Annotated in this window: 22 protein-coding genes; 11 read left to right on the forward strand and 11 right to left on the reverse strand. The window is 67.9% G+C overall.

Annotated elements, in window-relative coordinates:
* Nucleotides 1-362: 362 nt before the first annotated feature.
* Entirely contained in the window at nucleotides 363-2,294 is a 1,932-nt protein-coding gene (locus F8M74_RS14135; protein ID WP_228560273.1) for a bifunctional UDP-sugar hydrolase/5'-nucleotidase, read from the reverse strand.
* 126 nt (nucleotides 2,295-2,420) lie between these two features.
* On the reverse strand, nucleotides 2,421-3,146 hold the full coding sequence (locus F8M74_RS14140; protein WP_228560272.1) for a sulfite exporter TauE/SafE family protein: 726 nt from the start codon (nucleotides 3,144-3,146) through the stop codon (nucleotides 2,421-2,423).
* A 316-nt stretch (nucleotides 3,147-3,462) separates the two neighbouring features.
* On the opposite strand from F8M74_RS14140, the gene F8M74_RS14145 reads away from it, so the two are divergent.
* Together F8M74_RS14145 and F8M74_RS14150 are read left to right on the forward strand one after the other, a co-directional pair.
* Nucleotides 3,463-4,011, forward strand: a complete 549-nt coding sequence (locus tag F8M74_RS14145) for a TetR/AcrR family transcriptional regulator (RefSeq protein WP_141255629.1) — start codon at nucleotides 3,463-3,465, stop codon at nucleotides 4,009-4,011.
* A gap of 6 nt (nucleotides 4,012-4,017) precedes the next feature.
* Complete coding sequence (locus tag F8M74_RS14150) at nucleotides 4,018-5,283, forward strand: MFS transporter (RefSeq protein WP_141255628.1); 1,266 nt, start codon at nucleotides 4,018-4,020, stop codon at nucleotides 5,281-5,283.
* Between the two features lie 147 nt (nucleotides 5,284-5,430).
* On the opposite strand, the gene F8M74_RS14155 is transcribed toward F8M74_RS14150, so the two are convergent.
* Nucleotides 5,431-6,456 (reverse strand): pirin family protein, encoded by a 1,026-nt coding sequence (locus tag F8M74_RS14155; protein WP_141255627.1) that lies wholly within the window; start codon nucleotides 6,454-6,456, stop codon nucleotides 5,431-5,433.
* 189 nt (nucleotides 6,457-6,645) lie between these two features.
* Nucleotides 6,646-8,025: a ferritin-like domain-containing protein gene (locus tag F8M74_RS14160; RefSeq protein WP_141255626.1), complete on the reverse strand. Its 1,380-nt coding sequence runs from the start codon at nucleotides 8,023-8,025 to the stop codon at nucleotides 6,646-6,648.
* 325 nt (nucleotides 8,026-8,350) lie between these two features.
* On the opposite strand from F8M74_RS14160, the gene F8M74_RS14165 reads away from it, so the two are divergent.
* A complete protein-coding gene (locus tag F8M74_RS14165) occupies nucleotides 8,351-9,433 on the forward strand; it encodes a LuxR C-terminal-related transcriptional regulator (protein ID WP_228560681.1) in 1,083 nt (360 codons plus the stop codon).
* A 9-nt stretch (nucleotides 9,434-9,442) separates the two neighbouring features.
* Here the strand turns inward: F8M74_RS14165 and F8M74_RS14170 are convergent, their stop codons facing one another.
* The 3 genes from F8M74_RS14170 to F8M74_RS14180 form a co-directional block, all read right to left on the reverse strand.
* The gene (locus F8M74_RS14170; protein ID WP_026113945.1) at nucleotides 9,443-9,703 is read right to left on the reverse strand and encodes a DUF3892 domain-containing protein; all 261 of its coding nucleotides are present in this window, start codon (nucleotides 9,701-9,703) and stop codon (nucleotides 9,443-9,445) included.
* Between the two features lie 92 nt (nucleotides 9,704-9,795).
* A complete protein-coding gene (locus tag F8M74_RS14175) occupies nucleotides 9,796-10,479 on the reverse strand; it encodes an iron-containing redox enzyme family protein (protein WP_141255624.1) in 684 nt (227 codons plus the stop codon).
* A gap of 81 nt (nucleotides 10,480-10,560) precedes the next feature.
* The gene (locus F8M74_RS14180) at nucleotides 10,561-11,370 is read right to left on the reverse strand and encodes a GNAT family N-acyltransferase (protein ID WP_141255623.1); all 810 of its coding nucleotides are present in this window, start codon (nucleotides 11,368-11,370) and stop codon (nucleotides 10,561-10,563) included.
* Nucleotides 11,371-11,588: 218 nt separating this feature from the next.
* On the opposite strand from F8M74_RS14180, the gene folD reads away from it, so the two are divergent.
* The 4 genes from folD (at nucleotide 11,589) to F8M74_RS14205 (ending at nucleotide 17,771) form a co-directional block, all read left to right on the forward strand.
* Nucleotides 11,589-12,467, forward strand: coding sequence for a bifunctional methylenetetrahydrofolate dehydrogenase/methenyltetrahydrofolate cyclohydrolase FolD (folD, locus tag F8M74_RS14185; RefSeq protein ID WP_141255622.1), 879 nt, complete (start codon nucleotides 11,589-11,591; stop codon nucleotides 12,465-12,467).
* A 229-nt stretch (nucleotides 12,468-12,696) separates the two neighbouring features.
* Nucleotides 12,697-14,841: a S8 family serine peptidase gene (locus F8M74_RS14190; RefSeq protein WP_141255621.1), complete on the forward strand. Its 2,145-nt coding sequence runs from the start codon at nucleotides 12,697-12,699 to the stop codon at nucleotides 14,839-14,841.
* Between the two features lie 290 nt (nucleotides 14,842-15,131).
* Nucleotides 15,132-15,938, forward strand: a complete 807-nt coding sequence (locus tag F8M74_RS14200; RefSeq protein ID WP_141255620.1) for a glyoxalase — start codon at nucleotides 15,132-15,134, stop codon at nucleotides 15,936-15,938.
* A gap of 90 nt (nucleotides 15,939-16,028) precedes the next feature.
* The gene (locus F8M74_RS14205) at nucleotides 16,029-17,771 is read left to right on the forward strand and encodes an amidohydrolase family protein (RefSeq protein WP_141255619.1); all 1,743 of its coding nucleotides are present in this window, start codon (nucleotides 16,029-16,031) and stop codon (nucleotides 17,769-17,771) included.
* A gap of 46 nt (nucleotides 17,772-17,817) precedes the next feature.
* Here F8M74_RS14205 and F8M74_RS14210 read toward each other — a convergent pair whose 3' ends face one another.
* Entirely contained in the window at nucleotides 17,818-18,723 is a 906-nt protein-coding gene (locus tag F8M74_RS14210; protein WP_240462289.1) for an endonuclease/exonuclease/phosphatase family protein, read from the reverse strand.
* A 204-nt stretch (nucleotides 18,724-18,927) separates the two neighbouring features.
* Between F8M74_RS14210 and F8M74_RS14215 the strand changes: the two genes are divergently transcribed.
* The gene (locus F8M74_RS14215) at nucleotides 18,928-19,692 is read left to right on the forward strand and encodes a M57 family metalloprotease (protein WP_141255618.1); all 765 of its coding nucleotides are present in this window, start codon (nucleotides 18,928-18,930) and stop codon (nucleotides 19,690-19,692) included.
* Nucleotides 19,693-19,850: 158 nt separating this feature from the next.
* Here F8M74_RS14215 and F8M74_RS14220 read toward each other — a convergent pair whose 3' ends face one another.
* A complete protein-coding gene (locus F8M74_RS14220) occupies nucleotides 19,851-20,405 on the reverse strand; it encodes an AAA family ATPase (protein WP_141255617.1) in 555 nt (184 codons plus the stop codon).
* A 157-nt stretch (nucleotides 20,406-20,562) separates the two neighbouring features.
* On the opposite strand from F8M74_RS14220, the gene F8M74_RS14225 reads away from it, so the two are divergent.
* Both F8M74_RS14225 and F8M74_RS14230 read left to right on the forward strand, forming a co-directional pair.
* A complete protein-coding gene (locus F8M74_RS14225) occupies nucleotides 20,563-21,150 on the forward strand; it encodes a 2OG-Fe(II) oxygenase (protein ID WP_228560683.1) in 588 nt (195 codons plus the stop codon).
* 40 nt (nucleotides 21,151-21,190) lie between these two features.
* Nucleotides 21,191-21,553 carry a hypothetical protein gene (locus tag F8M74_RS14230; protein WP_141616965.1) on the forward strand — a complete coding sequence of 121 codons (363 nt, stop codon included), beginning with the start codon at nucleotides 21,191-21,193 and terminating at the stop codon, nucleotides 21,551-21,553.
* 45 nt (nucleotides 21,554-21,598) lie between these two features.
* Here F8M74_RS14230 and F8M74_RS14235 read toward each other — a convergent pair whose 3' ends face one another.
* Nucleotides 21,599-22,534, reverse strand: coding sequence for a DMT family transporter (locus F8M74_RS14235; RefSeq protein ID WP_141255614.1), 936 nt, complete (start codon nucleotides 22,532-22,534; stop codon nucleotides 21,599-21,601).
* Between the two features lie 70 nt (nucleotides 22,535-22,604).
* On the opposite strand from F8M74_RS14235, the gene F8M74_RS14240 reads away from it, so the two are divergent.
* A complete protein-coding gene (locus tag F8M74_RS14240) occupies nucleotides 22,605-23,390 on the forward strand; it encodes a helix-turn-helix transcriptional regulator (protein ID WP_141255613.1) in 786 nt (261 codons plus the stop codon).
* 94 nt (nucleotides 23,391-23,484) lie between these two features.
* On the opposite strand, the gene F8M74_RS14245 is transcribed toward F8M74_RS14240, so the two are convergent.
* The gene (locus F8M74_RS14245) at nucleotides 23,485-24,942 is read right to left on the reverse strand and encodes a hypothetical protein (protein WP_141255612.1); all 1,458 of its coding nucleotides are present in this window, start codon (nucleotides 24,940-24,942) and stop codon (nucleotides 23,485-23,487) included.
* Nucleotides 24,943-25,246: the final 304 nt, after the last annotated feature.

Raw genomic sequence — 25,246 nt, forward strand, 5'->3', positions numbered from 1 at the left:
CCGCCGGCACCATCGCCATCAGTAGATGACGCCTTGAAGAAATCGGGCGCCTCCTCGCACCGACGAGGACTCTCACCAGGGCCCGCTACAACAATAGTAACCGTTCACCGGTTGGAGCCTGCGTGAAGGGACCTCCGGGCAGCGGACGGTGGGCGGGACGGCGCTCGGCGGTGGTTGTCTCGGCGTGACACACCGCCACTCGTGGCGGCGCTCGCCCCCAAGGCTGCGCGCATCGCGGAGTTGAAAGCACAGGTGGCCGCTCGAAGTGACGCCTTGAGGGCACGTCCCGTGGCGGATGCGATGTCCGCCACGGGACAACTGTTTCACCGGCCGATGACAGGCGGGCGTGTCCCTTCGACGCGCTACTCGACGAACGACTTCGTGCTGTAGAGCGAAGCATCCACCTTGCGCAGGACGGGCAGGTTCGTGCCGGGCTCGCGCTCGGCCTGACGGTCGATGTACGTCTGGAGGACGTCGGCATCGAGCACGCCGATGTCGGAGCGGCGCTCGGCCGGCACGTTGGCCAGCGTCACGTAGCCATCACCCCCCGTGGCATTGAAGCTCAGCACGAACAGGCGATAGGTAGCGGTCGGCTGGAGCTCGTTCCACTGGCCCGTCGTCTGGTCCAGCACCTCCAGGTTGCTGGCGCGCTGGCCGCGAGCCTGGGCGGCGTTGACGTCGAAGCGCAGGCCGCCGGTGTACGGATAGGGCCCCGTGGTGCCGCCCTCCCGGAACGTGGCGTGCAGCCCGTCCTCAATCATCGACTTCACCTCGGTACCAGTGATGTCCAGCCGGAACAGCATGTTGCCGAAGGGCAGCACCTCGATGACGTCCGCCGCCGTCACCGGTCCCTGCAGCGGCCGGCGCACGCCGCCCGCGCTCTGCAACGTGATGTCCGCGCCGCCGTAATCCGCGTTCGCCACCTCCAGGTAGGCCTGGGCCACCAGTTGCTGGATGTCGCCGCCCCGGCTGTGGACCTCGCCTAGGGCGTTGCAGCTCACGCTGGAGCGACCCGGCTCCGTGTTTCCTGGCACGCGGCGATTGCAAAGCTCGTCGTCCGCCGTGGCCACCACCGTCCGGCTGTACTCGTCGATCCGGCCCTGGAACGGCGCCAGCACCTGCGCGGCGGCGGAATCCGGCTGCGTCACCCGCAGGAAGCCGCTGACGGCCACGCTGGCCAGCATCGCGGCGTTGTCGGATTCGGAGACGGGTGTCCCGTCAATGGAGAACTGGTTGCCGATGAGTACGTGGGGCGTGCCGCCACAGGAGGTGACCACGCCCTCGGCGTCGAAGCGGAGGGTCATCTCTCCGACGACCTGCGAGTACTGCCAAGCCTGCCCCAGGCACACGGTTTCCCCGTCGCGGTTGCGCAGCGACTCCGCGTAGGGCCCCGCGGGCGTTCCGACGTTGAAGGTCTCCATGGCGGCAGGCCCCAGCAGTGTGTGGGAGTCACCGCCGATGACCGCGTCCACGCCACTCAACTGCGGGATGAGGGCCCGGTCGAGCTGGTACCCGATGTGGCTCATCACGATGATCTTGTTGATGCCCTGGGCCCGCAGCGCATCGATGGCGCGCTGGGCGGCGGGCACCTCGGCCTCGAACGTGGTGTCCGCGTCCGGGCTGGAGGACTCCTTCGTCTTGCCCGCAATCGTCAGGCCGACGAGGCCAATCTTCTGGCCACCCCGTTCGACGACGGTGAAGGGCTCCACGTAGCCGGCAGCCCTGGAGGTGTGCAGGGCGGAGCCCGCGCCGAACTGGACGTTGGCGCTGATGACGGGCGTCTGGCACGGGCCGGCATGCAGGCGGTCGATGAAGCTCTTCAGCTCGGTGTCCCCCTTGTCGAACTCGTGGTTGCCCAGGGTGAAGGCGTCGAAGCACACCGTGTTCATCATCGCGGCGTCGGCCTCGCCAATCTGGCCCGCGCGGTTGAAGTACAGCGTGCCGGTGAGGGCATCACCCGCGTGGAGCTTGAGCACGTTCTCCTTACCGGCCGCCAGCTCCTTCATCGCGGACGTGACGCGCGCGAAACCCGAGGATTCAACCTCCGCAGCCACGGTGTCACCCGCGGCGTTCGTCACGTTCAGCTCCAGACTGGAACCCGCCAGGTGCGAGTGGTGGTCGTTGATGTGGAGGATGGTCAGGTCCAGCGGCGCGGGCTGCTCGCCAGGGTCGATGGCATCGTCATCACCACACGCGGACAGCACGCTGGTCGCCATCCACGTCACCGTCAACCAGCGCGTCCGGCTGGACGAACGCGCCCCCCTGCGCACTTCCTTCTCCGTCTTCAATCGCATGAACCGCTCCCGGGTGCCTTTCGGAAGGCGGCATGGTGTCGGGCGTGAATGACAGCCCGGTTACGCCTTCCTACGCAGCCGGTGACACTTTCATGGCGATTGTTCGAGCCCCAGGACCCAGCACCTTCACCCCGCCAGCATTTCGCGGGCAACCATGTGCATCCCGAGGAGCATCAAGCTGACCAGGAAACACGCCCGGAACAGCACGGGTGAGAGCTTCTGGCGCAGCCACTGCCCCACCTGCATCCCGACGAGTGCCGGTAACAACAGCAGGAGGGACTGGCCCAGCTGCGTCCCCGCGCCAGCGGCGTTGACGTAGAGCCCCGCCGCCAGGGCCAGCGTGGATACCGTGAACGAGATACCCATGGCCTGAATCAGCTCCTCTCGCTCGAAGCCCAACGCTTGCAGATACGGCACCGCGGGGATGACGAAGACGCCCGTCGCCGCCGTCACGAAGCCCGTGAGCGCGCCCACCCAGGGCCCCAGGCGCGTCTCCGCCACAGGGCCCACCGAGAGTCGGGCCCCACTGAGTCCCCAGGCCGCATAGGCCACCAACGCCACGCCCAGGGACACCGTGGCCCACGCGCCAACGGGCGCGCCCAGCACCCATGCTCCGACGAGCGTTCCGACGCAGACGCCCACCTGCATCCGCGCCAGTCGCCGCAGCAGAGCCCCCAAGGTCGACCAGGGCCGGAGTTGCCAGACATTGGTGACCAGGGAGGGCACGATGAGCAGGACCGCCGCTCGGGCGGGAGGCATCACCAGGGCCAGCAGCGCCATGGCGATGGTGGGCAGGCCCAGCCCCACCACGCCTTTGACCAGGCCCGCGAGCACGAAGACTGCAACAGTCATCAGAAGGCTGTCGGACGATGGCATGAGGGAAGATCCGGGCGGGTGAGGGGCATGCGACGCATTGATTCTGGGTGCCGCCCTCCGGCCTGAAAATTCGGAACTGCCCGCTGCCGCCTCAGGCCCACCCTGAGGCAGCGTGCGACCTGCCGCCAAGGCGCCCTGCGGGAAGACCGCGCCGCGCGCCCTCGAAGCGCCAGCGCGGCGACCCACCAGGGAAGCGCCACGGCCCGGTGGAATAACGGGATATGTACGCTCGTACATATCGCCAGCGGCACCTCACGGCCTCATGCCTCCTGCCGCCTCCCCGGAGCCCCACGTGGCCACGCGTAGACATGACCCCGAGCGAAGGAATCGCATCATCGATGCCGCGCTGGCGGTCATCGCCGAAGGGGGCGTGGCCGGCACGTCGCACCGTCGGGTCGCCGAGCGCGCGGGCGTGCCCCTGGGTTCGATGACCTATCACTTCACGAGCATGGACGAACTGCTGCACGAGGCGTTCAGCCGCTTCGCCCTGCGCATCAGCGAGCGGTTCGCCGAGCGGATCTCCGCGGCCACCGACCTTGACTCGTTGGTCTCCGCCATCGTCAACATCGTGCACGACGACCTCGCGGCGGGGCAGGACGAGCTCGTGCTCACGCTCGAGCTCTACACGCTCGCGGCGCGCCAACGCGCCTTCCGGCAAATCACCCACGACTGGATGCGCCGCAGCCGCGCCGTGCTGGAACGGTTCGTCGACGCCAGGATGGCGCACGAGCTCGACGCCTTGATTGAGGGGCTGTTCATCCACGTCAGCCTCGACCCCGCCCCACGCAGCCGCGACCTGACCCGGGACGCCGTGCGCCGCCTTCTCTCGCGCTCCCCCTGACCTGCCATGCCCTCCACCTCCCCTCGCCTGCCCACCCGCGAGTACCGGGCGGCCCGCGCGGCCGTCGCGGCGCTGTTCCTCACCAACGGCGCCATCCTCGCCAACCTCCTGCCGCGCTATCCGCAAATCAAAGCCGACCTGGGCCTCAGCAACGCTCAATACGGGCTGGCGGTCGCCGCGTTCCCCAGTGGCGCGATGGTGGCGGGGCTCGCCGCCGGAGCGCTCATCCGCCGCTTCCGCTCCTCACGGGTCGCCGTCGCCGGAACGCTGCTGACGAGCCTGGGCATGCTGGTCGCGGGCCTCGCGTCATCGTGGTGGGTGCTCGCCGTTTCGCTCTTCTTCGCGGGCGGCATGGACGCCATCACCGACGTGGCGCAGAACTCCCATGGGCTGCGGGTGCAGCGGCTCTATGGCCGGTCCATCCTCAACTCCTTCCACGCGGTCTGGAGCATCGGCGCGGTGGTCGGCGGACTCATGGGCGGGCTCGCCGCGGGACTGAACGTGCACCGGGGTCTGCATCTGGGATTCTCCGCCATGCTCTTCGCCGGGGTGTCCCTGATGGCGCTGCGCTACACGATTCCCGGCCCCGAGCCCGTCGTCACCGTCGAGCCAGAGGCAGCCGCGGCGCACCAGGGCAGCGCTCTCGCGCGGCGTCAGCCTACGGGGCGCGGACGCATCTGGCTGATATTTGCCGCGCTGGTCTTGATTGCGGTCGGCGGCATCCTCGTCGAGGACGCGGGCATGACGTGGGCAGCCGTCTACCTTTCCGGAACACTCGGCGCCACGGCCGCCGTCGCTTCGTTCGGGTTCGTCGCCCTCGTGGGCGCGCAGTTCGTGGGCCGGCTCCTGGGCGATGGAATGGTGGACCGGTTCGGCCAGCGCGCTGTCGCTCGGGCAGGCGGCGCCACCACGGCGCTGGGCATGAGCGCTGCGCTGTTGTTTCCCTCCATACCGGGCACCATCGCGGGCTTCGCGCTCGCGGGATTCGGCGTCGCCACGCTGGTTCCCGCCGCCATGCACGGCGCTGACGAACTGCCCGGCCTGAGCGCGGGAACGGGGCTCACCGTCGTCAGTTGGCTGATGCGCCTGGGGTTCCTCGCGTCGCCCCCTCTCGTCGGGCTCGTCGCCGATAACGTGGGATTGCGCGTGGGTTTGCTCGGGGTGCCGCTCGCGGGGACCATCGTCGTGTTGCTCTCTGGAGTCCTGGCCACCGTCCGCGCCCCCGCCACCGCGCCGGGTGGCCAAGGCCCCTCCCTGCCGCAGCCCCATTGATGCGACAGGGCAGCCTTACATCTTGGTCCGTTTTCCAGGGGTGCCATCTCGTCAAGGGCCACGGATGGCCCCCGCTTCACGACCTCCAACAGGGGCATGTCATGAAGTCCCCGAGGCAAGGACTCCGCCGTCTGACGGTGCTCCCGCTCAGGCCGGACGTTCGATGCGTCCATCCGCGTGCCGGGCGAAGCGCCCTTCCTCTGGCGGATGGACCGGGTCATTGGCCGGCCAGGGCCAGCCCCCGAAGCCCGTGCGCTGATAGTCCGCGAAGGCCTCCTGAATCTCCTGCCGCGAGTTCATCACGAACGGGCCGTACTGCACGACGGGCTCTCCAATCGGACGGCCCTGCAACATCAACAACTCCGCCTCGTCCGCGCCGTTCTCCAGCTCCACCGCGACGTCCGCCCGCAGTTCGATTCCATGTGACGGCGGAATGGCACGCCCCGCCACGCGCAGGCTGGAGCCGAGGAAGAAGTAGAGCATCCGGTTGCTGCCACGGGCCGCCGCCGGCAGCGTCCACCGCGCGCCCGGGGCCAGCCTGAGCGTCCAGATGGCCACGTCCGCCGCTGCCTGCGCGGCCCACGACTTGGGCGGCGGCGGTGGCGCCTTCACGTCTCCCAGGCTTCCGGCCACCACCGTGACTTCCGTGGCGCGCCCTTCCGCGTCCCGGGCGACGTGCCGCGGGATGACGTGGTTCCACATCATGGAGAAGTGCGGCTCCACGAGCTTGTTCGTCCGCGGCAGGTTGAGCCAGATTTGAAACAGCTCCACCGGGTTGGGTTGGTCGCGATGGAGCAGCGGGAACATCTCTGAATGGTTGATGCCCGCGCCCGCGGTGAGCCACTGCACATCCCCACCGCCGAAGCGAGCCGCCGCCCCCAGGGAATCCGCGTGGTCAAGCAGCCCGCGACGCACCACCGTGACTGTCTCGAACCCCCGGTGCGGGTGCTGGGGAAAACCGGGCACCACGGTGCCGTGATACATGTTCCAGCCGTCCCGCCCATCGAAGTCCTGGCCCAGGTTGCGGCCCGCCAGCGAGGCGGACGGCCCGAGGCGCTCGTTCCCCATGGGGTACTTGTCGTCATGGTGGACGCAAAAAAGAAACGGATCCGGGGTCCGCCACGGCATCCCGAGCGGCTCCACACGAAGGACGGCTTCTGGCTGCTGACTCATCTCCTACGCCTCATCCCTTCCAGAGCCCCATGAAAATTCCCTGAACCGGGACTCCGTCCGCTGAGCGTAACAACGAGCCCTCCGCGCCGCTTGCCCCGTAGGGCCTCCGTCCGGGCGCCGGGCCGCCGGCTGGGTGCACAGCGGGCGCGGCGAGTGGGGCACGTCACCTGCCCCACCGTCCCACGAACCTCAGGCCCACAGCTCCTGAGCGAGCGTGTCCACCATCGCCACGGCGACCTCGGGCGGGGGCAGCCCGGCCTCGGACACGAGCACGGGATTCACGGGCACGCAGGCCTCCTCGCGCAGGGCCGCCGCGGCCCGCTGCTTCGCCAGCCGGAGCACCTCGCGCTCCCCCTCCGACAGCCGCATCTGCGCCCAGGCATCAATCTTCCACGAGAGCTCCGCGTGCCGCGTCTCGTCCTCCGCGATGCGGGCCATGGAGGTGCGCACCTCGGCGTCCTGGGCATGGAGCGACTGGTGCCGCGCCACCAGCGCGCCGAACGTCTCCCGCACACAGCCCTCCACCGCGTTGTCCAGCGCCACCGCGAACAGGGAACGGGGCGCCGCCGCGTCCACCCGGGGAGCCTGGGGCGTCGCGCCGTGCCGCCCCGCCAGGCGGGCGCTGACCTCCGTGTGCATGACCTCCTCCAGGGCGCTCATCAGCGCCGCGTCCTGCAGCGCGAGGTCCGCGCCATGCGCGGCCAGTTCCTCCCGGAGCAGCAGGAAGGCCTGGATGGACGCGGCCTCCAGGTGGGCAATGGCGGCGAAGTGCTGTCCCAGCACATCGTCACACGCCACCGCGCCTTGTGAGCGCAGTCCTTCGGGCCTGCGCCCCACGGAACAGTTGTCCGTGCCCCGCTCCAACACCTTGCGCTCCTCCTCCACCACCTCGCCCGTTGACGACACGCGCAGGGCATACTGCGTCAACTCCGTCCCCTTCCCACACGCCATGCCCTTGGTGCCGACGACGCCGAACGCACCGTCGCCCAACTCCTTCACCGCCCCATACTTGAGCCCGCCACAGCGCACTTCGTAGCCCGCGGCAAAGGCAGTCAGCGCGGCCTCCTGCGCCGTATCAATCGGCCCCAGGAACGACTTCAGGGCCTCCAGCGAGGAGATGGCAGACACCACGTCGCCCCGGGTCGTCGCGAGGAAATAGTCGGTGCAGATGAAACCACAGGCGTCGCGGAACCCACGGGCAGGCGCCAACGCCTCGAGCTCTGACAGACATGTCTGCGTCTGGGTCGCCGTCGCGCAAGGTGTTCCCGCGGAGGAGACAGGGCTCGTTGCCACGGGCTCGCCCGCCGCGTGGAAGCTCCGCAGTTGCACGAAGTCCGGCGCGGCCGCAGGTGACAACCCTGTCATGGCCAGCTCGCCATTGTCGCAAGCGGGTGGCGAATAACCCGTCAGGTCCACCTCACCATCACATCCGGCCAGCGTCAGGGGCGACAGGAGTGAGGCGCGAAGGGCCCGGGAGAAGAGCAGACGCAAGCGATTCGAATCCATGGGTGCAAGGCCTCCTGCGGTTGGGAGCCCGCACTTCAGCAATGAAGATGCCAACGCCTGCACGCCAGGGAGCGCCTGACAGGTGTCGCGAAATGCCGACGTTTCCTGCCTGCCCTGCTCAGAAACCTGAGGGGTGGTTCATCGTCTGACGCCCTGCCTGTCATTCCGGCCCGGCTTGCCTGGGACATCCCATCCCGGGCGGGCCGCTTCTTGTCAAGCCATCGACAGCCCCTTGCATGACAACCGACAGGCGAGGGAGCCTCCTGTCAAGCTCGGGGCCTACCACTGGGGGGTGAGGGACAGCCTTTCAGTCGGAGCCTATTGAATGGCCTGACACAGAAACGGACCCGCAGGGTTGCCTGACCAGGCAGGAAGGAAGCTCGCGTCGATGAACCTCTCCTCCCATGAATTCTTGCTCCGGGACAAAGTCATCGCGGCACTCAACAGCACCTTGTCCCTCCCCAAAGCGCTCGAATCCGCCCGGGCGCCCCTGCTGGAGCTGACACCCGCCGACTACGTGGGCCTGTGCCTCATCAACCTGGGCCCCATCGTCGAGTTCCAATGGCTGGTCCCCGGCTACCGGCTGGCCCTCCTGGATGAGTATTCCAAGTGGGTCGATTCCGACTTCGTGCGGGCCCCCATCTTCGCCCAGCCGAATGTGGTCCTCCGGGACTCGGAGATGATTACCCGCAAGGAATTGGAGCGCAGCGCGCTCTACCAGCGCAGCAAGGAGCTGGACCTGAGCCTGGAGCACGTCATGGCGGTGCTCCTGCCCGTCTATCCTCAACTCCTGGGAGCCTTCACGCTCTACCGGGACCGTCGGCTGGCTTTCTCGGAGAAGGACGCCGCCTTCCTGACGAGCCTCACGCCCCACCTGCTGAACGCGGTGCGCAACTGCCGTGACATGCAGACGGCCTCGACGGGCTCCCGGCTCCTGGAGGAGCTCTACAGCCGGCCGGACGCCGCCTACGTCGTGGTGGCGCCGCCCTCGCACGAGGTGCTGCGCTCACGCCGGGCCGCCACGCTGCTGGAGCGGTGGTTCAAGCCCTCGGACCTTCATTCCTCCGGGATTCCGCTCGTCCTCATGGAGCGGCTGGAGGCCCTGACGCGGATGACGCCGGACGCGCAGCTCCAAAACAATCTCTGGGTCTCCCTCCACGGGGATTCGTACCGCGTGGTGCGGTTCGTCGAGCTTCCCGAAACCGAAGGCCCACGTCAGTGGGCCCTGATTCTGAACGAGATTCCCTTGTCGATTCCGCTCCCCGAAACCATGCGCATGCAGCTCACGGCCCGGCAGGTCGACATCGCCCGGGGCATGCTCCACAACTGGTCCAACGAGCAGATTGCCAGCGAGCTGGGCCTCGCCGAGGACACCGTGAAGACGCACGTGCGCGACATCTTCCGCCGCCTGCAGGTCGACAACCGGACGGACTTCCTCTACCAGGCGGCGCACCTCAACAAGCCCGTCTGAGGCGGCGATTCAGAAGCGCGGCAGCTCCAGCAGGTTGTCCGTGAGGATGCCATTGGCCTTCGTCCGCAGGTACGGAGGCCGGGCGTCGATGACCTCGACCTTCACGTCCCGGGGCCACGTCTGTACCCGGGCATCGCCCCCCGCCTTGAGCCACTGGACCAGCTCCAAGCGGCTGCCCTCACCCACCTCGTTGCCCTCCTTCCACCGTAGGCGGGCAATGTGCTCGTGAAGCGCGCCTCCCTCGAGACGGATCTGGGTGATGTAGCGCATGAAGACGCCTCCCACTTCGCGGACGACGATTCGAAGGGGAGGATCGCCTTCAGGCGCGGGACTGTCTCTACCACCGGGGAGGTATGCGGCCTTCAGCGTTCGCGGAAGATGCCCGGGTAGATGCACCGCGTGGCGCGGGCGGAGAAAATCACCGCTGCCTGGTCCTCGGGGTCCGTCAGCGTCCGCAGCACCGCTTCCATCTCCGCCACATGGTCCCCGTCCAGCGCGCCGTGGCTGCGCAGGAAGGTGACGGACTTGCGGATGTTCGGAATCGCGTCGGCCGCAATCAGACGCTCCACGACACCCGTCGCTCGCGTCTGGGACAGGTACTCCAGCACGTACGCGGTCCCCAGCACCGCCGTCGGCACGCCGGACCGGGAGGTGAAGAAGTTCCAGCCGGTGTAGGCGTCCACCGCGGGGGTCCGCGCCGCGGTCTCCACGCGCACCTCCGGGCACCCCAGGTTCGTCAGGTCCGACAGCAGCCACTTCTCGTGGCCGCGTTCCTCTCCGGCCTTCTGCACCAACAGCTCCGCCAGGTGCGGGTGCCGGCCCTGGCGCTTGAGCCGGTGGCCCGCCTCCGCCAGCATCGGCGTGCTCCAGCGCGCATAGTGGTAGGTCTGAATCAGGTAGTGGATGTAGCCCTCGGTGTCGATGGTGCCGTCGAAGAGGCGACGGGCGTCGGGCTGCGCGTCCAGCGCGGCCACCAGCCCGCGGGCCTCCTGCTCCAGCACCGCCACCCAGTCCACCTGCGTCGGGTTCTGCACTTGCGTGTTCACGGACGTCTCCTGTTTCCGGGCCGTTTCCGGTCCCCGGCTGCTGCGCGTTGAAGGTGAAGGGAAGGAAGAAGCGCCAGCGGCCTAGGCGGCGCGGCGAAGGGGGTGCTGCGCCAGCGCGTTGAAGCGCGCCAGGGTACTGGAGGGAATCTCATCCAGCGCGGCGATGAGCGGCAGGGTGAAGCGGCGGAAGCTGGCGTCGTAGAGGGGCTCGGAGATGAAGCGCGCCCCCATCTTCCGGGCGAAGAGCGTGGGCGCCCTCGGCACGCGCAAGCCGTCCAGCAGGCCCTGCTCCGCGCGCAGCCGCTCCATGGGCGTGTAGTAGGGATTGCTGGGGATGGCGGGTGCCTCCACCGGCTCCGGCACGTCCACGCGCCAGCGCCGACTCATCCAGCCCCGGTAGGCGGCCACCAGGCAGGACAGCATCGCGTCCTCGCGCGAATCCGTGTCCAGGTTCGCGGACGCAATCCAGTGCGTCACGCCGCGCCGCCGGCTCTCCTCGTAGATGCCCGCGTGCAGCCGGGTGACGGCCTCGGAGTGGCGCCAGCCGTCGAGCACGCAGAAGCGCGACGTCTCCGCGACGACCATGCCCGGGCGGACCACGTCGGACAGGTCCAGCTTCTGCTCCAGTTCCAGCCCCAGCCGTCCGCCGATGGCATCCGCCACCTCCGGGTTGGGCAGCAGCAGCCGCAACGTGGCCACCGGGGCCGCGTCCGCATAGACGACCAGGTGCACGGTGGTGTCCAGCGTGTCGAAACAGCTCACCTCTCGACGCGACGGCGGCATCCACCCCGTCATCAACCCCAGCTCTCCGCCGAAGACGGCCCAGCGGACGCGGACCGCGTCGTCGAGCTCGCGCTGGGTGGTGGCAACACGACAATGCATGGACGTCATGGGTTTCTCCGGGAAGCGATGCGGGTCCGGCGTCGCGCCGTCCTCGCCCTTTCATTCGCCGCCCAAGCCCCGAGTGCGCGCGGGCCCTGCTCTTTTTGCTCCCCGCGAATCCAGGGCCCGCGGGGTACGACGGGGAGCGTGTCCCAGGACACCGTCCGGGGTGGACACCGCGAAGAAGCGCTGCGCCAACCTGGAGAATCTGGCGTAAGAAGCCGCGCATGGCGCGGACCCTCGATGGAACCGAAATCAGCCGGGTGATGCGGGCGGAGATGGCCCAGGACGTCGCGGCGCTCCAGGCCGCCGGCGTGACACCCGGGCTCTCCGTGGTGCTGGTGGGCAACAATCCGGCGAGCCAGGCCTACGTCGCGAGCAAGACGCGGGCGTGCGAGGCCCTGGGGATGCGCGGCCAGACGCTGACGCTGCCCGAGGACGTGTCGAAGGAGGCGCTGTTCGCCGTCATCGACCGGCTGAACGCCGACCCGGCCGTGCACGGCATCCTGGTGCAACTGCCGCTGCCGGCCCACCTGCCCTACAAGGCCGTCCTGGAGCACATCCACCCGGCGAAGGACGTGGATGGCTTCCACCCGGTGAACGCCGGGCTCGCCTTCGTCGGAGACCCCCGGGCCTTCGTGCCCTGCACCCCCGCCGGCATCATGGAGATGCTCCGGCGCGAGGACATCCCCACCCGGGGCAAGCACGTGGTCATCGTGGGCCGCAGCCTCATCGTCAGCAAGCCGCTGGCGTCGCTGCTGATGGCGCCGGGCCCCGACGCCACCGTCACCATCACCCACCGCCACACGCCGGACCTCGCGTCATTCACGCGGCAGGCGGACATCCTCATCGTCGCGGTGGGCAAGCAGAACCTCATCACCGCGGACATGGTGAAGCCGGGCGTCGTCGTCATCGACGTGGGGCAGAACCGCGTCTCCGACGCGAGCTCGCCGCGCGGCTACCGGATGGTGGGGGACGTGGACTTCGATGCCATCGAGCCCATTGCCAGCGCCATCACCCCGGTGCCCGGCGGCGTGGGGCCGATGACCATCACCATGCTCCTGGCGAACACGCTCCAGGCCGCGCGGCAGACCCAGGCCCGGTGAGCCCGCCAGCGGCCACGAAACAATCGCAGGCCGCGTCGCGCCCCAACTCTCCCCTTCAGAGAACACAAGACACCCAATCTCATCCACCGAGGATTAGCCTCTCCCTCCACCGTAAAAATCACCCCGATCCACAATTCCTCTCAGCGCTCAGTCGGCAAGCCCCACATTCATTGACACACGCAAAGTCCGTCTTGATTGTGACCTCCACTCAACACTCACCGGAGGTTGCATGCGCCTGGCTGTCCGAGTCCCCCTGCTCTCGACGCTGCTGACGTCGCTGCTGTTGAACGCTTGCGGAAGTGAATCCCCCGAGCCATCCCTCCCGGTGACAGGCGATGCCCTCACCCAGGCCCCCGCCACGCCGGAGCCGCTGAAGCGGACAGACGCCAAGCGGCGGTTCGCCCCGGGCCAGGCCATCGTGAAGCTGAAGGACACGGCCAAGGCGCGGCCCCATGCCGCCGCCGTGCCGTCCGTGCGCGGCTACCAGACGGCGCTCATCGAGCCGCTGCCCAGTGGCGCGTCCCTGGTGTCACTGGTGCGGGAGCAACCGCTCGCCCAGGCCTCGGTGGCCGAGGAGGAAGCCAGTACCCTGGCGGCCATCGAAGCGCTGCGCCAGGACCCCGACGTCGAGTACGCGCACGAGAACCTCTATTTCGAGTTCTTCGCCACGCCGACCGACCCGCTGTACTCGCAGCAGTGGAACTACCCGGCCATCAACCTGCCCCAGGCGTGGGACACCGTCACTGGCAACGTCACCATCGCCGTGCTCGACTCCGGACGCCTGGACCACCCGGACCTGCTGGGCCGCTGGACGACGGGCTACGACTTCGGAGATGGAGACCCGAACCCCTATGACGATGGCACCTGGCACCACGGGCTGCACGTGGCCGGCATCCTCGGAGCCCGGACGAACAACGGCGTAGGCGTGGCCGGTGTCTGCTGGGGCTGCCAGCTCATGCCGCTCAAGATTTCATCGTCGAGCGGCTACATCCCGATGACCGGAGTGAACTCGGCCATCCGCTATGCGGCGGACAACGGCGCGCGTGTCATCAACATGAGCTTCGGGTTGGGATACAACTCCAATGCGCCCTCCGCGATTCACCCGTGTTCGAACTACCCGGACACGCAGAGCGCGGTGAGCTACGCCTTGGGGAAGGGCGTGGTGCTCGTCGCCGCGGCTGGCAACCATGGAGCGGCGAACTACCAGACGGAGCACGTGACGCCCGCCTCCTGCCAGGGCGTCATCACCGTGGGCGCCAGCACCCAGTCCGGCGGCGTGGCGACCTGGAGCAACAGGGGAAGCCGCGTTGACGTGATTGCGCCCGGCGGCTTCGCCAGCGGAAGCCTGTATGGCCAGGGCATCGGCTGCCCTTCCGACCCCTCCCTGGATCCCCATGTCAGCGGCACCGACCAGGTCCTGTCGACCTGGGCCACTGGCGAGCCTGTCTCGGTGCTGACCGCGGGTGACTACTGCTACCGCTACCTGGCGGGGACGTCCATGTCCGCGCCCCATGTCGCGGGTATCGCCGCGCTGATGCTGTCGCAGAAACCCTCCCTGACGCCCGACCTGGTCGCCGCGCGCATCAAGAAGACCGCGACGCCCATCTCTGGCTGCGCCGGCCACTGCGGGACCGGCCGCGTCAACGCGGCGGCGGCCATCTACACCAACCTGCCGTCACTCCCCACCAAGGGGCTCTGGTGGAACCCGGCGCGCTCCGGCAATGCCATCGACATCCAGCACGCCGCCTCCGACCAGCTCTACGTCACCTGGTTCACGTACACGGCGGCGGGTACCCCCATCTGGTACCTCAGCTACCTGCACGCGGAGCCCGGGGAGTGGCGGGGTAACTTGCTGCGGACCTCGTGGAATGGCGCCAGCGCGACGACCTCCGTCGTCGGCACCGCGCGGCTCATCCTCAGCGGCGGGCAGTGGGGCTTCTACTGGACGATGGGAGGTTTCTCCGGCAACGAGCCCATCCAGCCGTTCGTGTTCGCCAGCGGCGCCCCAGCCATGAACCTGACTGGCACCTGGTTCAACCCGTTGCAGCCCGGATGGGGCGTCACCTTCGCCAGCCAGGGCACGCTGCACGTCGCCAACATCACCGTCTACCAGGGGAGCAGCCCGGTGTGGCTGCAGGGCGTGGTGAACAGCAGTGGCACGTCACTCTCCTTCCCCGTGAGCTACATCACCGGGAACAACCTGTGCCCGGGGTGCTCCGGCACGCCGTCCGTGAACTCGACGCCCGCGGGGACGTTCACCACCAACGGCGCGGCGGGCATTCCAAGCGCCATGCCGTCCTCCCTGAACATGAGCTTCCCCGGCGGGACGTGGAGCCATCCCTCCTTCCCGCTCCACCGGCTGACCGGCCCGTAGCGCGCCGCGTGGCACCGTGCCGGGCCTTGTGTCGGCACGGTGCCCGATGCCCGCGCTGACGTCCCCTGGACGCCCGGGGGCCCTGCTCTGCTCGCCACCGGCCTGGAGGTGGGGCTTGCACACAGTGGAACTCATCAAGCGCACCGAGTCCCTGGTCGGCCACAGCGAACTCGTGGCGCTGGAGGTCCATGGCGAGCTCCGGGAGCCGCCCGCCTGCTCGGGACTCCGGATGGAGTTCGTTGGGGACTCCTTCACCCTACCGTGCGTTCCTCACGCGGTATCATCGGGCCATGCCCACCCATGCGACGAAGGCCACCGCCATCAGCGGGAAGGAAACGACTGTTCCGTTGCTTCCCTGCGTCTCGGCTGACGAAACACTGGCGTTCTACCAGGCGCTCGGCTTCACCGTGACGTACCAGATGACCAAGCCGTACCTGTACCTGGCGTTGCGCTGGAGTGACATCGAGCTGCACTTCGGCAAGGGCGCCAAGAGCCTGGACCCGAGCGAAGAGAACTCGGGTGGCTGCCTGGTCCTGGTGGATTCGGTGGAGCCCTACCACCGGGCCTTCACGGACGCGCTGCGCGCGAAGTACGGCAAGGTGCTGGCCACGGGCAGGCCTCGCATCACCCGGTTCAGGCCCGGCCAGAGCCGCTTCTCACTGATTGACCCCGCCGGCAACAACATCATCTTCATCCAGCGCGATGAGCCGGAGGACCTGGAGTACGGCGGCTCCGCGAAGCTCACGGGCCTGGCGAAGGCCATCGACAACGCGCGCATCCTGCGTGAGTTCAAGAATGACGACAAAGCCGCCGCGCGGGCGCTCGACATCGGACTCGCCAGGTACGAGGCAGAGGCGCCCGTGGTGGACCGGGTTCGTGCCCTGGCCGCCCGGATGGAGCTGGCGATTGCCCTGGGGGATGCCACGACGGGACGGGCCTTGAAGCAGCAACTGCAGGCCTTGCCCCTTCCCGAGGAGGCACGGAGTCAGTTGTCCGACGAGTTGAAGGCCGCGGAGCGCCTGGAGGACTGGCTCGCCCGAACCAAACCCGACCCAGCGCCGTCCCACCGCACGGGTTCCCCGCGGCGACGGCGCTAGCAATGGCATCCACGCCGGCATGTGTGGGAGAGAACTGTCGGCGCGTCTTCTGGCTGGAAGCTGACAATCGACGGTGACTAGGCTCTCTCCATGGACCTCATCGTCGAGAACGGCCTCGTATTCGATGGTCTGGGCAATCCCCCGCGCAAGCTCCATGTGGGCATCCGGGCAAACACCGTCGCCACGCTTTCGGAAGCACCGATTCCGCGCGCCCCGCATACGCGCGTCATCGACGCCACCGGCCACTGGGTGACACCGGGCTTCATCGACTGCCACACCCACTACGACGCGGAGGTGGAGCTGGCGCCCTCGCTGTCGGAGTCCGTGCGACACGGCGTCACCACGGTGCTGATGGGAAGCTGCTCGCTCAGCCTCGCGCTGGGCACGCCCGAGGACCTGGCGGACATGTTCTGCCGCGTGGAGGCCATTCCCTACGAGACGGTCCGGTCGCTGCTGGAGGAGCGCAAGACGTGGAACACGCTTGGCGACTACCTGACGCACCTGGAGCAATTGCCGCTGGGCCCCCATGTCGCGTCCTTCCTGGGACACTCCGCGCTGCGAGCCCACACCATGGGCCTGCACCGCAGCCTGGAGCCCGGCCTGCGCCCACGGGAGGACGAGCTGCGCGCCATGGAGTCCCTGGTGCGCGAAGGGCTCGAGCTCGGCTACGTGGGCCTGTCCATCATGACGCTCAAGTGGGACAAGATGGGCGGCTCGCGCGACATCCGCAGCCGCCCCCTGCCGTCCACCTATGCCCGCTGGAGCGAGTACCGCCGCCTGACGCGGCTGCTCCGTGAACGAGGCCGTGTCTTCCAGGGCGTGCCCAACATCAGCACCAAGGTGAACGTGGTGCTGTTCTTCCTGGAGAGCATCGGGTTGTTCCGCCCGAGCCTCAAGACGACCGTCATCTCGATGATGGACACGCGCGCCAACCGGGGCATCCACCGCCTCATCGGCGTGCTGTCCCAGGTGGCCAACCGGCTGCTGGGGGCGGACTTCCGGTGGCAGGCCCTGCCCGAAATCTTCGACCTCTGGGCGGACGGCATCGACCTGGTCGTCTTCGAGGAGTTCGGCGCGGGCGCCGCCGCCCTCCACCTCCAGGACGCCGCCTCACGCGCGGGGCTGCTGCGAACGCCGGAGTACCGCAGCCGCTTCCGACGCGAGTGGACGAACCGATTCCTGCCGCGGGCCTTCCACCGGGACTTCAACGAGTCGCGCATCCTCCAGTGCCCTGACGCCAGCGTGGTGGGCAAGTCCTTCGCCCAGGTGGCGAAGGAGCAGGGGCGTGACGCGGTGGACGTCTTCCTGGACCTCATCTCCACCCACGGAGACGCCCTGCGCTGGTACACGGTGATGGCCAACGACCGGCGCGAGGAACTGGAGCGCATCTGCCGGCATCCGGACATCCTCATGGGCTTCTCGGACGCCGGAGCGCACCTGCGCAACATGGCGCACTACAACTTCCCCCTGCGGCTGCTGCGACTGGTGCGCGAGGCGGAGAAGCGCGGCGAGCCCTTCATGAGCGTGGAGCGCGCCGTCCACCGGCTGACCGGGGAGCTGGCCGGGTGGTTCGGCCTGGATGCGGGCGTGCTCGCGGAGGGCCGCCGCGCGGACCTGGTGGTCATCCAGCCCGAAGGCCTGGACGCGAAGCTCGACAAGGTGGCCGAGGCGCCCATGGAGAACTTCGGGGGCTTCGTCCGCCTGGTCAACCGCAACGACGCCGCGGTGAAGGCGGTGCTCATCTCCGGGCGAGAAGCGGTGAATGAAGCCGGAGTGTCTCCCGCCTTGGGCCGCGAGCGCGGCTTTGGCGGCGTGCTCCGCGCCCGGGCATGAGGCCCGCTGCTGCGCCAGCATCCAATCCCAGAACGACTGGAGGACTTCACGGTGGAAAGTCCAGCGTCGCCCGGACCGCATCGTGGTCCGAGCCTCCCGCACGCAGCACCTTCGCACCGGTCAGGCGAAGTTCGCGGCCAAGGACATGGTCGATTTCGACGACGCTCGGGAGGACGGAGGCAGAGCCAGGCCAGGTGGCACCGCAGGCGGCATCCGGTCCGTCACAAGCGTGCTGGAAACCCGCAGAGGCGAAGGCCTCCATGGCCTTGCCTGAGCGGCCTTCATTCATGTCCCCCAGCATCAGGACCGGTCCTCGCCATCGCTCATAGCGCCGCACCAGCGCCTCCGCATGGCGATGCCGAAGCACCGCGTTCTTCTCCATGGAAGTGAGCAGGTCATCTGCCCGCTGATGCCTGGCACCTGGCGCCATCAGGTGCACACAGGCCACCTTCACCAGGTGCTCACCGAGCCGGACGTCCGCATCCAGCGCGGGCATCCGGTGTGGCGTCTGGGGGAAGTGCTCCGTTCGCAGCAGCCGATACCGGCTGGCGATACCCACACCCCAGGTTCCCTTTCGCGGCACCAGCCGCACGTGGGGGAACTGCTTCCCCAGTCGTTTCCGAAAGGCCCTGGCGAATCTCGGCGTCAGCTCACGCAGGCACAAAATATCGGGCGCCTCCTTCTCGATGACATCGAGCGACTTCTGCACGTCCTCCTCGGGAGCGGCGTAGAGGACGTTGTAGGTCATCACCGTGACTGGCTTGGGCGATGAAGGCGCGGCACTTTCCTGGAGGGAAAGGACCCACGTGAGCACGAGGCTGGAGAGACTTATCTCCACAATCCACAGCAAGTCCCGTGCCCGTGGCAGGGAAGCCTCACCGGCCCCGTCATGGTCAGCTCCCTGCATGATGGGCGAGCGACCGGCCCGCGCGCCGACCTGGTACGGCAGCACGTTGTAGGACGCGTCACCCTGGACCTCGACCGCGCTCGCCTCGAACTGTGCACCCGTCCCCGCTCCACCCTGATGGTTCGGAACATCAACTGGCGACGGGAGTCACCAGGGGAGCGGTCAGGAACCGTGCCGCATCTACCTCCGCCATGCTTTGCTCAAGCCAGCAGTGCAGAAACCCGATTCACGACAGGAGCCCATCGAACCATGTTCAAGAGAGCGGCAGTCCTGATGTTGAACTGTGGCGTCTTGCTGTCCGGCTGCGGGCCCGACTCACATACCGGGAACGCTGAACTCCTCTCCAATCTGACCGAGGCAGGGTTTCGCCCCGACGACATCACCGTCGTCGATGACGCAGTCTACGTCGGGGGCGACGCACATGTGCCACTCACGGCCTCCCGGGAGATGCTCCAGCGCGGAGAGGGAAGCAAAGAGCACTACATGACGACCAACATCGTCGGCTCCAGCGTGACGAGGATTTGCGTCAATCCCACGGCGGAGTTCCGGAGCTATGTCCGGCTCATCCAAGGTCTCGATATGGCAATCGCCAACTACAATGCCTTGGGACTCAGGATTACCTTTGTTCGAGGCCTGGCCACCGGCTGTACCGCGAACATCACCGCGAAAACCATGGCGGGGAGTGGTCACGTCACGGGCTTTCCCTCAGGAGGACTTCCCTATGGGATGATTTCGATTGGCACCGGCCTGAACAGCTACGGCGTAGACTTGAATGAGCATGTCATCACCCATGCGCTGGGCCACACGCTGGGCCTCCGCCACACGGACCATTTCAACCCGAGCATCAGCTGTGGCAGTGGCGCGATGGAGCCGACGGGCGCGGGCGCATTGCACATCCCCGGAACGCCAACGGGGGCAACGCCGGGCGGGTCCATCATGAATACCTGCTACTCGTCTGACCCCGACGGAGAGTTCACCCCTTCCGACATCGTCGCGTTGAACTTCATGTACTGAGATGCTGCCGGATGATGCGCCTGCACATGAGGCGCATCATCCGCCGCCGCCGCATGTCCGCCGAGGCGTTTCGTCGGGACGAGGAAGCCGTCACAACGGACCTGGAACGACTGAAGGCCCGCTGGAGGGCCAAGGCACGCGCTGAACACACCGAGGCCCTACGGTGACTCCAGCCGGAAGCGCCCGTCCGTCAACCCACGGCGAACGGCCCCCACGGTCTCCGCGGCATCCTGACTGGTGGTATCGAGCACATGCCCCTCGGGGAGAGCCACCTCGCGGAAGCCTCGCCAGATGTTGCGCACCACGTCGGCGTCGGTGAGTGCGTCCGCGCGGACACGTCTCGTGGCACGCGCCACCGTCTCCGCTTCGCCCGGAAGCAGGACGATGAGGCGCAAGTCGAGCCGATGCGCCCGGGCGGCGACAAGCCAGGGCTCGAAGAACCAAGGGCCAATGACGCCATCGACCATGACCTCATACCCGCCCATGGCATAGCTCGCCGCGCTCGCCGACAGAGCCTTCATCACCGTGGTGTTCTGAGCGTGGGACTCCGGCAGCCAGGGCGCCAGTGCGCCCTTGCGGATGTAGGCATAGAAGTCGTCGGCATGCAGGTGAACCGCACGCGCCAGGGGGGACTGTTCCGCGAGTCCACGTGCCACGGTGGACTTGCCAGCACCTGACGGGCCCGACACGAGGACGATTCGGTTCGCCTTCATGGACCTCAGCGTAGCGTCTCGAATTCACCGACGGAACCGCGTCCACCGTCCTGTATGGATACCAGGTGCCGTCGACTGGTTGCTCGTGGGTCAACCGGGATAGAGTCCACCTCTCGGCCCAGCGGTGGTTGCCCCCACATTCCTCCTCGCGATGACCATGACGCCCGCCCTGCCCAACCCGGATGATGTGCTCGGTACGCACAACCCGCTCGTCATCGTCCTGGACGACCTGCTCAGCGTGGAGGAGTGCGCCGCGCTCATCGAACGGATTGAAGCAGCAGGGCCCACGGCGGCCCCCATCACGACCTCCGCGGGCTTCGTGATGCGCCCCGACATCCGGAACAACTCCCGGGTGATGTTCGACGACATCCCCTTGGCGCAGACGTTGTTCGAGCGTGTCGTGCCGCATGTGCCGCACCGGCTCGAACACGAGTGGACCCTCTGTGGTGCCAATGAGCGCCTGCGCTGCTACCGGTATGACGTGGGTGAATACTTCGCCCCGCATTTCGACGGCGCCTTCGTGAGGACTCGCGACGAGCGGAGCCTCCTCACCTTCATGGTCTACCTCAATGAATGTCCGGGCGGAGGCGCGACGAACTTCCTGTCGCTTGGGCACTCCGTGACGCCGCGCACGGGCAGCGCGCTGCTCTTCAATCACCGCTTGCTTCACGAGGGCGCCACCGTCACCCAGGGCCGCAAGTACGCGCTGCGCACCGACCTCATGTATCGGCGACCGGCCTCATGACCCCATCGAGCCCCTCCAGTTTGGCACGGGCGTCATGCTCATGAACTTGAGTGGTGCCTGGTACAACGCGCAGCAGCCAGGCTGGGGCATCACCTTCAATACCCAGGGGAAGACCCAGGTCGCGCACCTGACGCTCTACGCGGGTGGTCGGCCAACGTGGATTCAGGGCGTCGTGGACAGCACGTCGACCTCGCTCCCCTTCCCCCTGCTCTACGTCGTCGGGACCAACCAGTGCCCCGGATGCACCGGAACGCAGTCAACGAGCACGCAGGCCGTGGGCTCGCTCACCATCAACAGCACCAGCGGCCTTCCCTCGACGGCGACGGCCTCATCCCAGATTGCGATGCCCGGCGGGACCTGGGACCGCACGCCCTTCACGCTCAGCCGGTTGACGGGACCGTAGACACGCCCGCCGCGACGTCTCCAGGGGCCTGACGCCATCGGGTCCTCAGGTCGTCCCCGTCTTCAGCGCGGGCTGAGGCCGAAGCAGGCTCGAACCACTGACGATGAGAATCCCGGTGAGCACCAACACGGCCCCCACGACGAAGAAGCCATCCGCATGCTCATTCAGCACCAGGATGCCCGCGCTGACGCCAAACAGCGGCGTCATGAAGGAGAAGACCGACAGGTTGGAGGCGAGATAGCGGCGCAGGAGCCAGAACCAGGTGAGGTAGCTGGCGAAGCAGACGATGACGCCCTGGAACAACAGACTTGCCCAGGCAATGGGCGCCATTGAAATCGGGCCGGCCTGTCCGGTGAGCAGGGACACCGGCAGCAGGAGCGCGACGCCGCCCACCAGCTGGTAGAGGAGTGTCTGGGTGGGGGGTGCATCGGACAGCGCCGACACGCGAATGGCCACGGTGGTGGCCCCCCAGGCCAGTCCTGCCAGCAGCCCCAGCGCGTCGCCCCAGAGCACGCCCGGGCTGATGTCGCCTTGGAGCCAGCCGCCGCCAAAGGCCAGCGCGATGCCCACGAAAGCCACGGCGATGCCCAACCACTGCGTGCGCCGCAGCCGCTCGGCAGGCACGAGCCAGTGCAGACCCAGGGCGGCGAAGACAGGCGCGGTGTAGAGGAAGACGCCCATGTGTGACGCGTTGGTGTGGCGCAGCCCCTCGCCAACGAAGAGGAACTCCAGGGCGAAGAGCGCGCCCACCACGAGCCCCGGACGCCAGGGGCCACGGCGCAAGAGCCCTCGCTCGCCGCGCACCCAGCACAACAGCCCCACGAGCAGCGCGCCCACACCCGAGCGCACCGCCATCTGCATCATGGAGGGGATGTGGGGAGCGGCCAGCTTGACGGCCACCTGCTGCATGCCCCAGATGGCGCACAACGCGAGCATGGTCGCGAGCGCGAAGCCGTCCGCGGGTTTCCGGTGAGAACTCATGCGACCATCCTGCGCATGGCGGGGCTGATTGATATAGCGAGATTCCGACAACCCATCCCGAGAAGGCGCCATGGCGAAACAGCTCCCGGTTCCTTTCACCACCAACCTTCCACACCCCGTGTATTTCCGGACGGCGAGCCTGCCTGCCGCGGCGACATACCCCCGGCATCGGCACCCCTGGGGTGAGTTCGTCTACGCGTTCAGCGGGGTGATGGAGCTCAAGCTGGCAGGCAGCCACTACCTGGCGCCACCGCAGTACGGCATCTGGCTTCCACCCGACGTGGAGCACCGGGGCATGAATCGCTTCGAGGCGAGTCACTGCTCGCTCTACCTCGCGCAGGAGTGGTGCCGGGGCATGCCCAAAACGACGTGCGCGCTGGCGGTGAGTCCACTGGTGAAGTCATTGCTGGAGCACCTCCGCACGCATGAGCTGGCGCAGCCTCGCACGAGTGCCGAGCGCCGGCTGTTCCGGGTGCTCCTCGACCAGCTGACGCTGGCCCCCACCCATGGGAGCTACCTGCCCATGTCCGATGACTCGCTCCTGGAGCCGGTCCTCACGGCGCTCGAGCAGCACCCGGAGGATGAGCGCTCCCTGGCCGAGTGGGCGCGGGTGCTACACACCACGGAGCGGACGCTGGAACGGCGCTGTCAGCAGCACCTGGGGCTGTCGTTCAGCGAGTGGCGCCAGCGGCTGCGCGTGGTCAAGGCGCTCGCGAGGCTGGAGCAGGGCCACTCCGTGGAGGCCATCGCGCTCGACCTGGGCTACAGCAGCGCCTCCGCCTTCATCGCGATGTTCCGGCGGATGACGGGCACCACGCCGGACAAGGTCCGGGGCCACGGCTTCGTGGCCTCGTGAGGGTCGACTCCTGGAGCCGCCCGAAAGAAAACGAGGGCCGCGCCCCCCTTGGAATGGGCGCGGCCCTCACGTGCGGCATCGAAGGGTTGAAGGACTACTCGCAGCTGCCCTGCCGCAGGTACGACAACAGCGAAGCATCGTTCTCTGAAGCCGGCGCCGCACCCACCAGGCACTGCCCCTGGGCGACGACGACCTGCGAGTCATTCGCGGAGAGCAGCAACTCGCCCGTCACCACCTGCAGGCCGCCCTTGAAGCCCGTGGCGCTGTTGGCGGGCGCTGCGCGCAGGCTCGGTCCCCCTGTGCCCCCGCTGAGACGCAGCCGATAGGTCGCGTCCTCATACGCCGCGGGGATCTCCGACGCGGGGTCCGCCTTCAGCGGCGCCAGGTAGAAGCGCGTCACCAGGTCGAACTCCGGCTGCACCTTCAGCAGCGGCACGCCGTCCGCCCCGCGCGTCAGCGTCAGGTCGAAGTGCCGACCCGACTGCTCATTGAGGTCCAGCGCGAAGAGCTTGTCGTTCCCCAGGCTCACGTGGGTCTGCGCGTCGCCAAGGCCCAGGTTCTTCACCACGAAGTCCGTCTGGTTCTCCGTCGCCTCGACGGAGTACGAGATGCCGGCCAGCGACACCGTCCAATCCTTGCCACGCAGCGACGGCGCCAACCCCGTGTACGGGAGACGAACCTCCGTGGTGTTCAGGTCCAGCGAGAAGCGCGCGCGCTTCGCCTGACCGTCCGCCTCGAACGCCACGAGCGGCACGGCCCGCGCGGAGGAGAACGCGAAGGTGCTCCCCTCCAGCGCCAGCTCCAGCCGCAGCGCATCCAGGATGGAGCCGCTGACAATCCAGCGCGACTCGCCTTCCTTCGTCACCTTGAGCTCGACCTGCCCCACCATCACCTTCGGCAGGAACCCGGCCGACTCGGCATCGAGCTGCTCCACCGCGCCCTTCAAGCCGCCCAGGTCCACCACCAGCGAGACGGCCTTCGGCAAGAAGCGCAGCGCCAGCGGCTCCGCGCGCTTCGCGCCGATGAGCAACTCCAGCTCCAGGGAGTCGTCCCCCAGGTTCGTCGCGCGAACGCGTAGCTGCGCATCATCCACGAAGCGGACACAGTCCGCGTCCGCAGGCTCCCTGCCATCCGTGCAGATCTGCTCGCCCTTCAAGCGGAAGACGGTGGCGTTGTCCTCCGTGGACTCCACGTTGGCCTCGGTGAAGACGCGCTCGCGCAGGAACCGCTCCAGTTCGTCCGCCTGCGCGTCCACTTCATCCGCGTCGAACAAGGTGGACAACGCCTCCCCTTCATCACCCACCGGCAGCCCCGGGAGCGGCACGCCCTCGAAGCCCGCACCGAACAGCGCCATCGCGTCGTCCAGGCCATTGAGCGTCGACAAGCCGCTCACGGTCTTCATGCTGCTGCTGACACCTCGCAGCGTCTCCGCCGACCGGGAGGCGGCGATGTCGGCGACCTTCTTCGCGTCGGGAGCTTCATCGGAATCACAGCCCGTCGTGACGAATGCGACAGCCGCGACGGCCGCGAGCCAGGACCTGGAGTTCTGCATGGGGCGTTGCTCCTTGGGGTGGGTAGACAGCGCCCCCGCCTCAGCAACGACCGCGCCAACCAAAATCCCCGGTGTTTTCAAGGGTTTCCGACACACCCTTGGCCTCATAGTCGGGGTTGCCATGACATTCCTGTCGTGACGGGCCTGTCGGCGCCGGTGCCAGGGTGATGCTTGCGCGGTGAGGGTAACTCCTCCCAGTCGCAGTCTCCCCTGATGGACGAAATGCAGGCGTCCCGTGGCTCCAGCACCGAATGGAAGTTCCTCCGTCCGGTGGACGGCGTGCGCAGCCACGCGGCGCGTACCT

It is taken from the genome of Myxococcus sp. CA023, assembly GCF_010998615.1.
Lineage (GTDB): Bacteria > Myxococcota > Myxococcia > Myxococcales > Myxococcaceae > Myxococcus.

Excerpts from the sequence above, each read along its gene's own strand:
- F8M74_RS14135 (WP_228560273.1), bottom strand. The coding sequence starts at position 2,294 with ATGCGATTGAAGACGGAGAAGGAAGTGCGCAGGGGGGCGCGTTCGTCC.
- F8M74_RS14140 (WP_228560272.1), bottom strand. The coding sequence starts at position 3,146 with ATGACTGTTGCAGTCTTCGTGCTCGCGGGCCTGGTCAAAGGCGTGGTG.
- F8M74_RS14150 (WP_141255628.1), top strand. The coding sequence starts at position 4,018 with ATGCCCTCCACCTCCCCTCGCCTGCCCACCCGCGAGTACCGGGCGGCC.
- F8M74_RS14155 (WP_141255627.1), bottom strand. The coding sequence starts at position 6,456 with ATGAGTCAGCAGCCAGAAGCCGTCCTTCGTGTGGAGCCGCTCGGGATG.
- F8M74_RS14165 (WP_228560681.1), top strand. The coding sequence starts at position 8,351 with ATGAACCTCTCCTCCCATGAATTCTTGCTCCGGGACAAAGTCATCGCG.
- F8M74_RS14170 (WP_026113945.1), bottom strand. The coding sequence starts at position 9,703 with ATGCGCTACATCACCCAGATCCGTCTCGAGGGAGGCGCGCTTCACGAG.
- F8M74_RS14180 (WP_141255623.1), bottom strand. The coding sequence starts at position 11,370 with ATGACGTCCATGCATTGTCGTGTTGCCACCACCCAGCGCGAGCTCGAC.
- folD (WP_141255622.1), top strand. The coding sequence starts at position 11,589 with ATGGCGCGGACCCTCGATGGAACCGAAATCAGCCGGGTGATGCGGGCG.
- F8M74_RS14190 (WP_141255621.1), top strand. The coding sequence starts at position 12,697 with ATGCGCCTGGCTGTCCGAGTCCCCCTGCTCTCGACGCTGCTGACGTCG.
- F8M74_RS14200 (WP_141255620.1), top strand. The coding sequence starts at position 15,132 with ATGCCCACCCATGCGACGAAGGCCACCGCCATCAGCGGGAAGGAAACG.
- F8M74_RS14205 (WP_141255619.1), top strand. The coding sequence starts at position 16,029 with ATGGACCTCATCGTCGAGAACGGCCTCGTATTCGATGGTCTGGGCAAT.
- F8M74_RS14215 (WP_141255618.1), top strand. The coding sequence starts at position 18,928 with ATGTTCAAGAGAGCGGCAGTCCTGATGTTGAACTGTGGCGTCTTGCTG.
- F8M74_RS14220 (WP_141255617.1), bottom strand. The coding sequence starts at position 20,405 with ATGAAGGCGAACCGAATCGTCCTCGTGTCGGGCCCGTCAGGTGCTGGC.
- F8M74_RS14225 (WP_228560683.1), top strand. The coding sequence starts at position 20,563 with ATGACGCCCGCCCTGCCCAACCCGGATGATGTGCTCGGTACGCACAAC.
- F8M74_RS14230 (WP_141616965.1), top strand. The coding sequence starts at position 21,191 with ATGAACTTGAGTGGTGCCTGGTACAACGCGCAGCAGCCAGGCTGGGGC.
- F8M74_RS14235 (WP_141255614.1), bottom strand. The coding sequence starts at position 22,534 with ATGAGTTCTCACCGGAAACCCGCGGACGGCTTCGCGCTCGCGACCATG.
- F8M74_RS14240 (WP_141255613.1), top strand. The coding sequence starts at position 22,605 with ATGGCGAAACAGCTCCCGGTTCCTTTCACCACCAACCTTCCACACCCC.
- F8M74_RS14245 (WP_141255612.1), bottom strand. The coding sequence starts at position 24,942 with ATGCAGAACTCCAGGTCCTGGCTCGCGGCCGTCGCGGCTGTCGCATTC.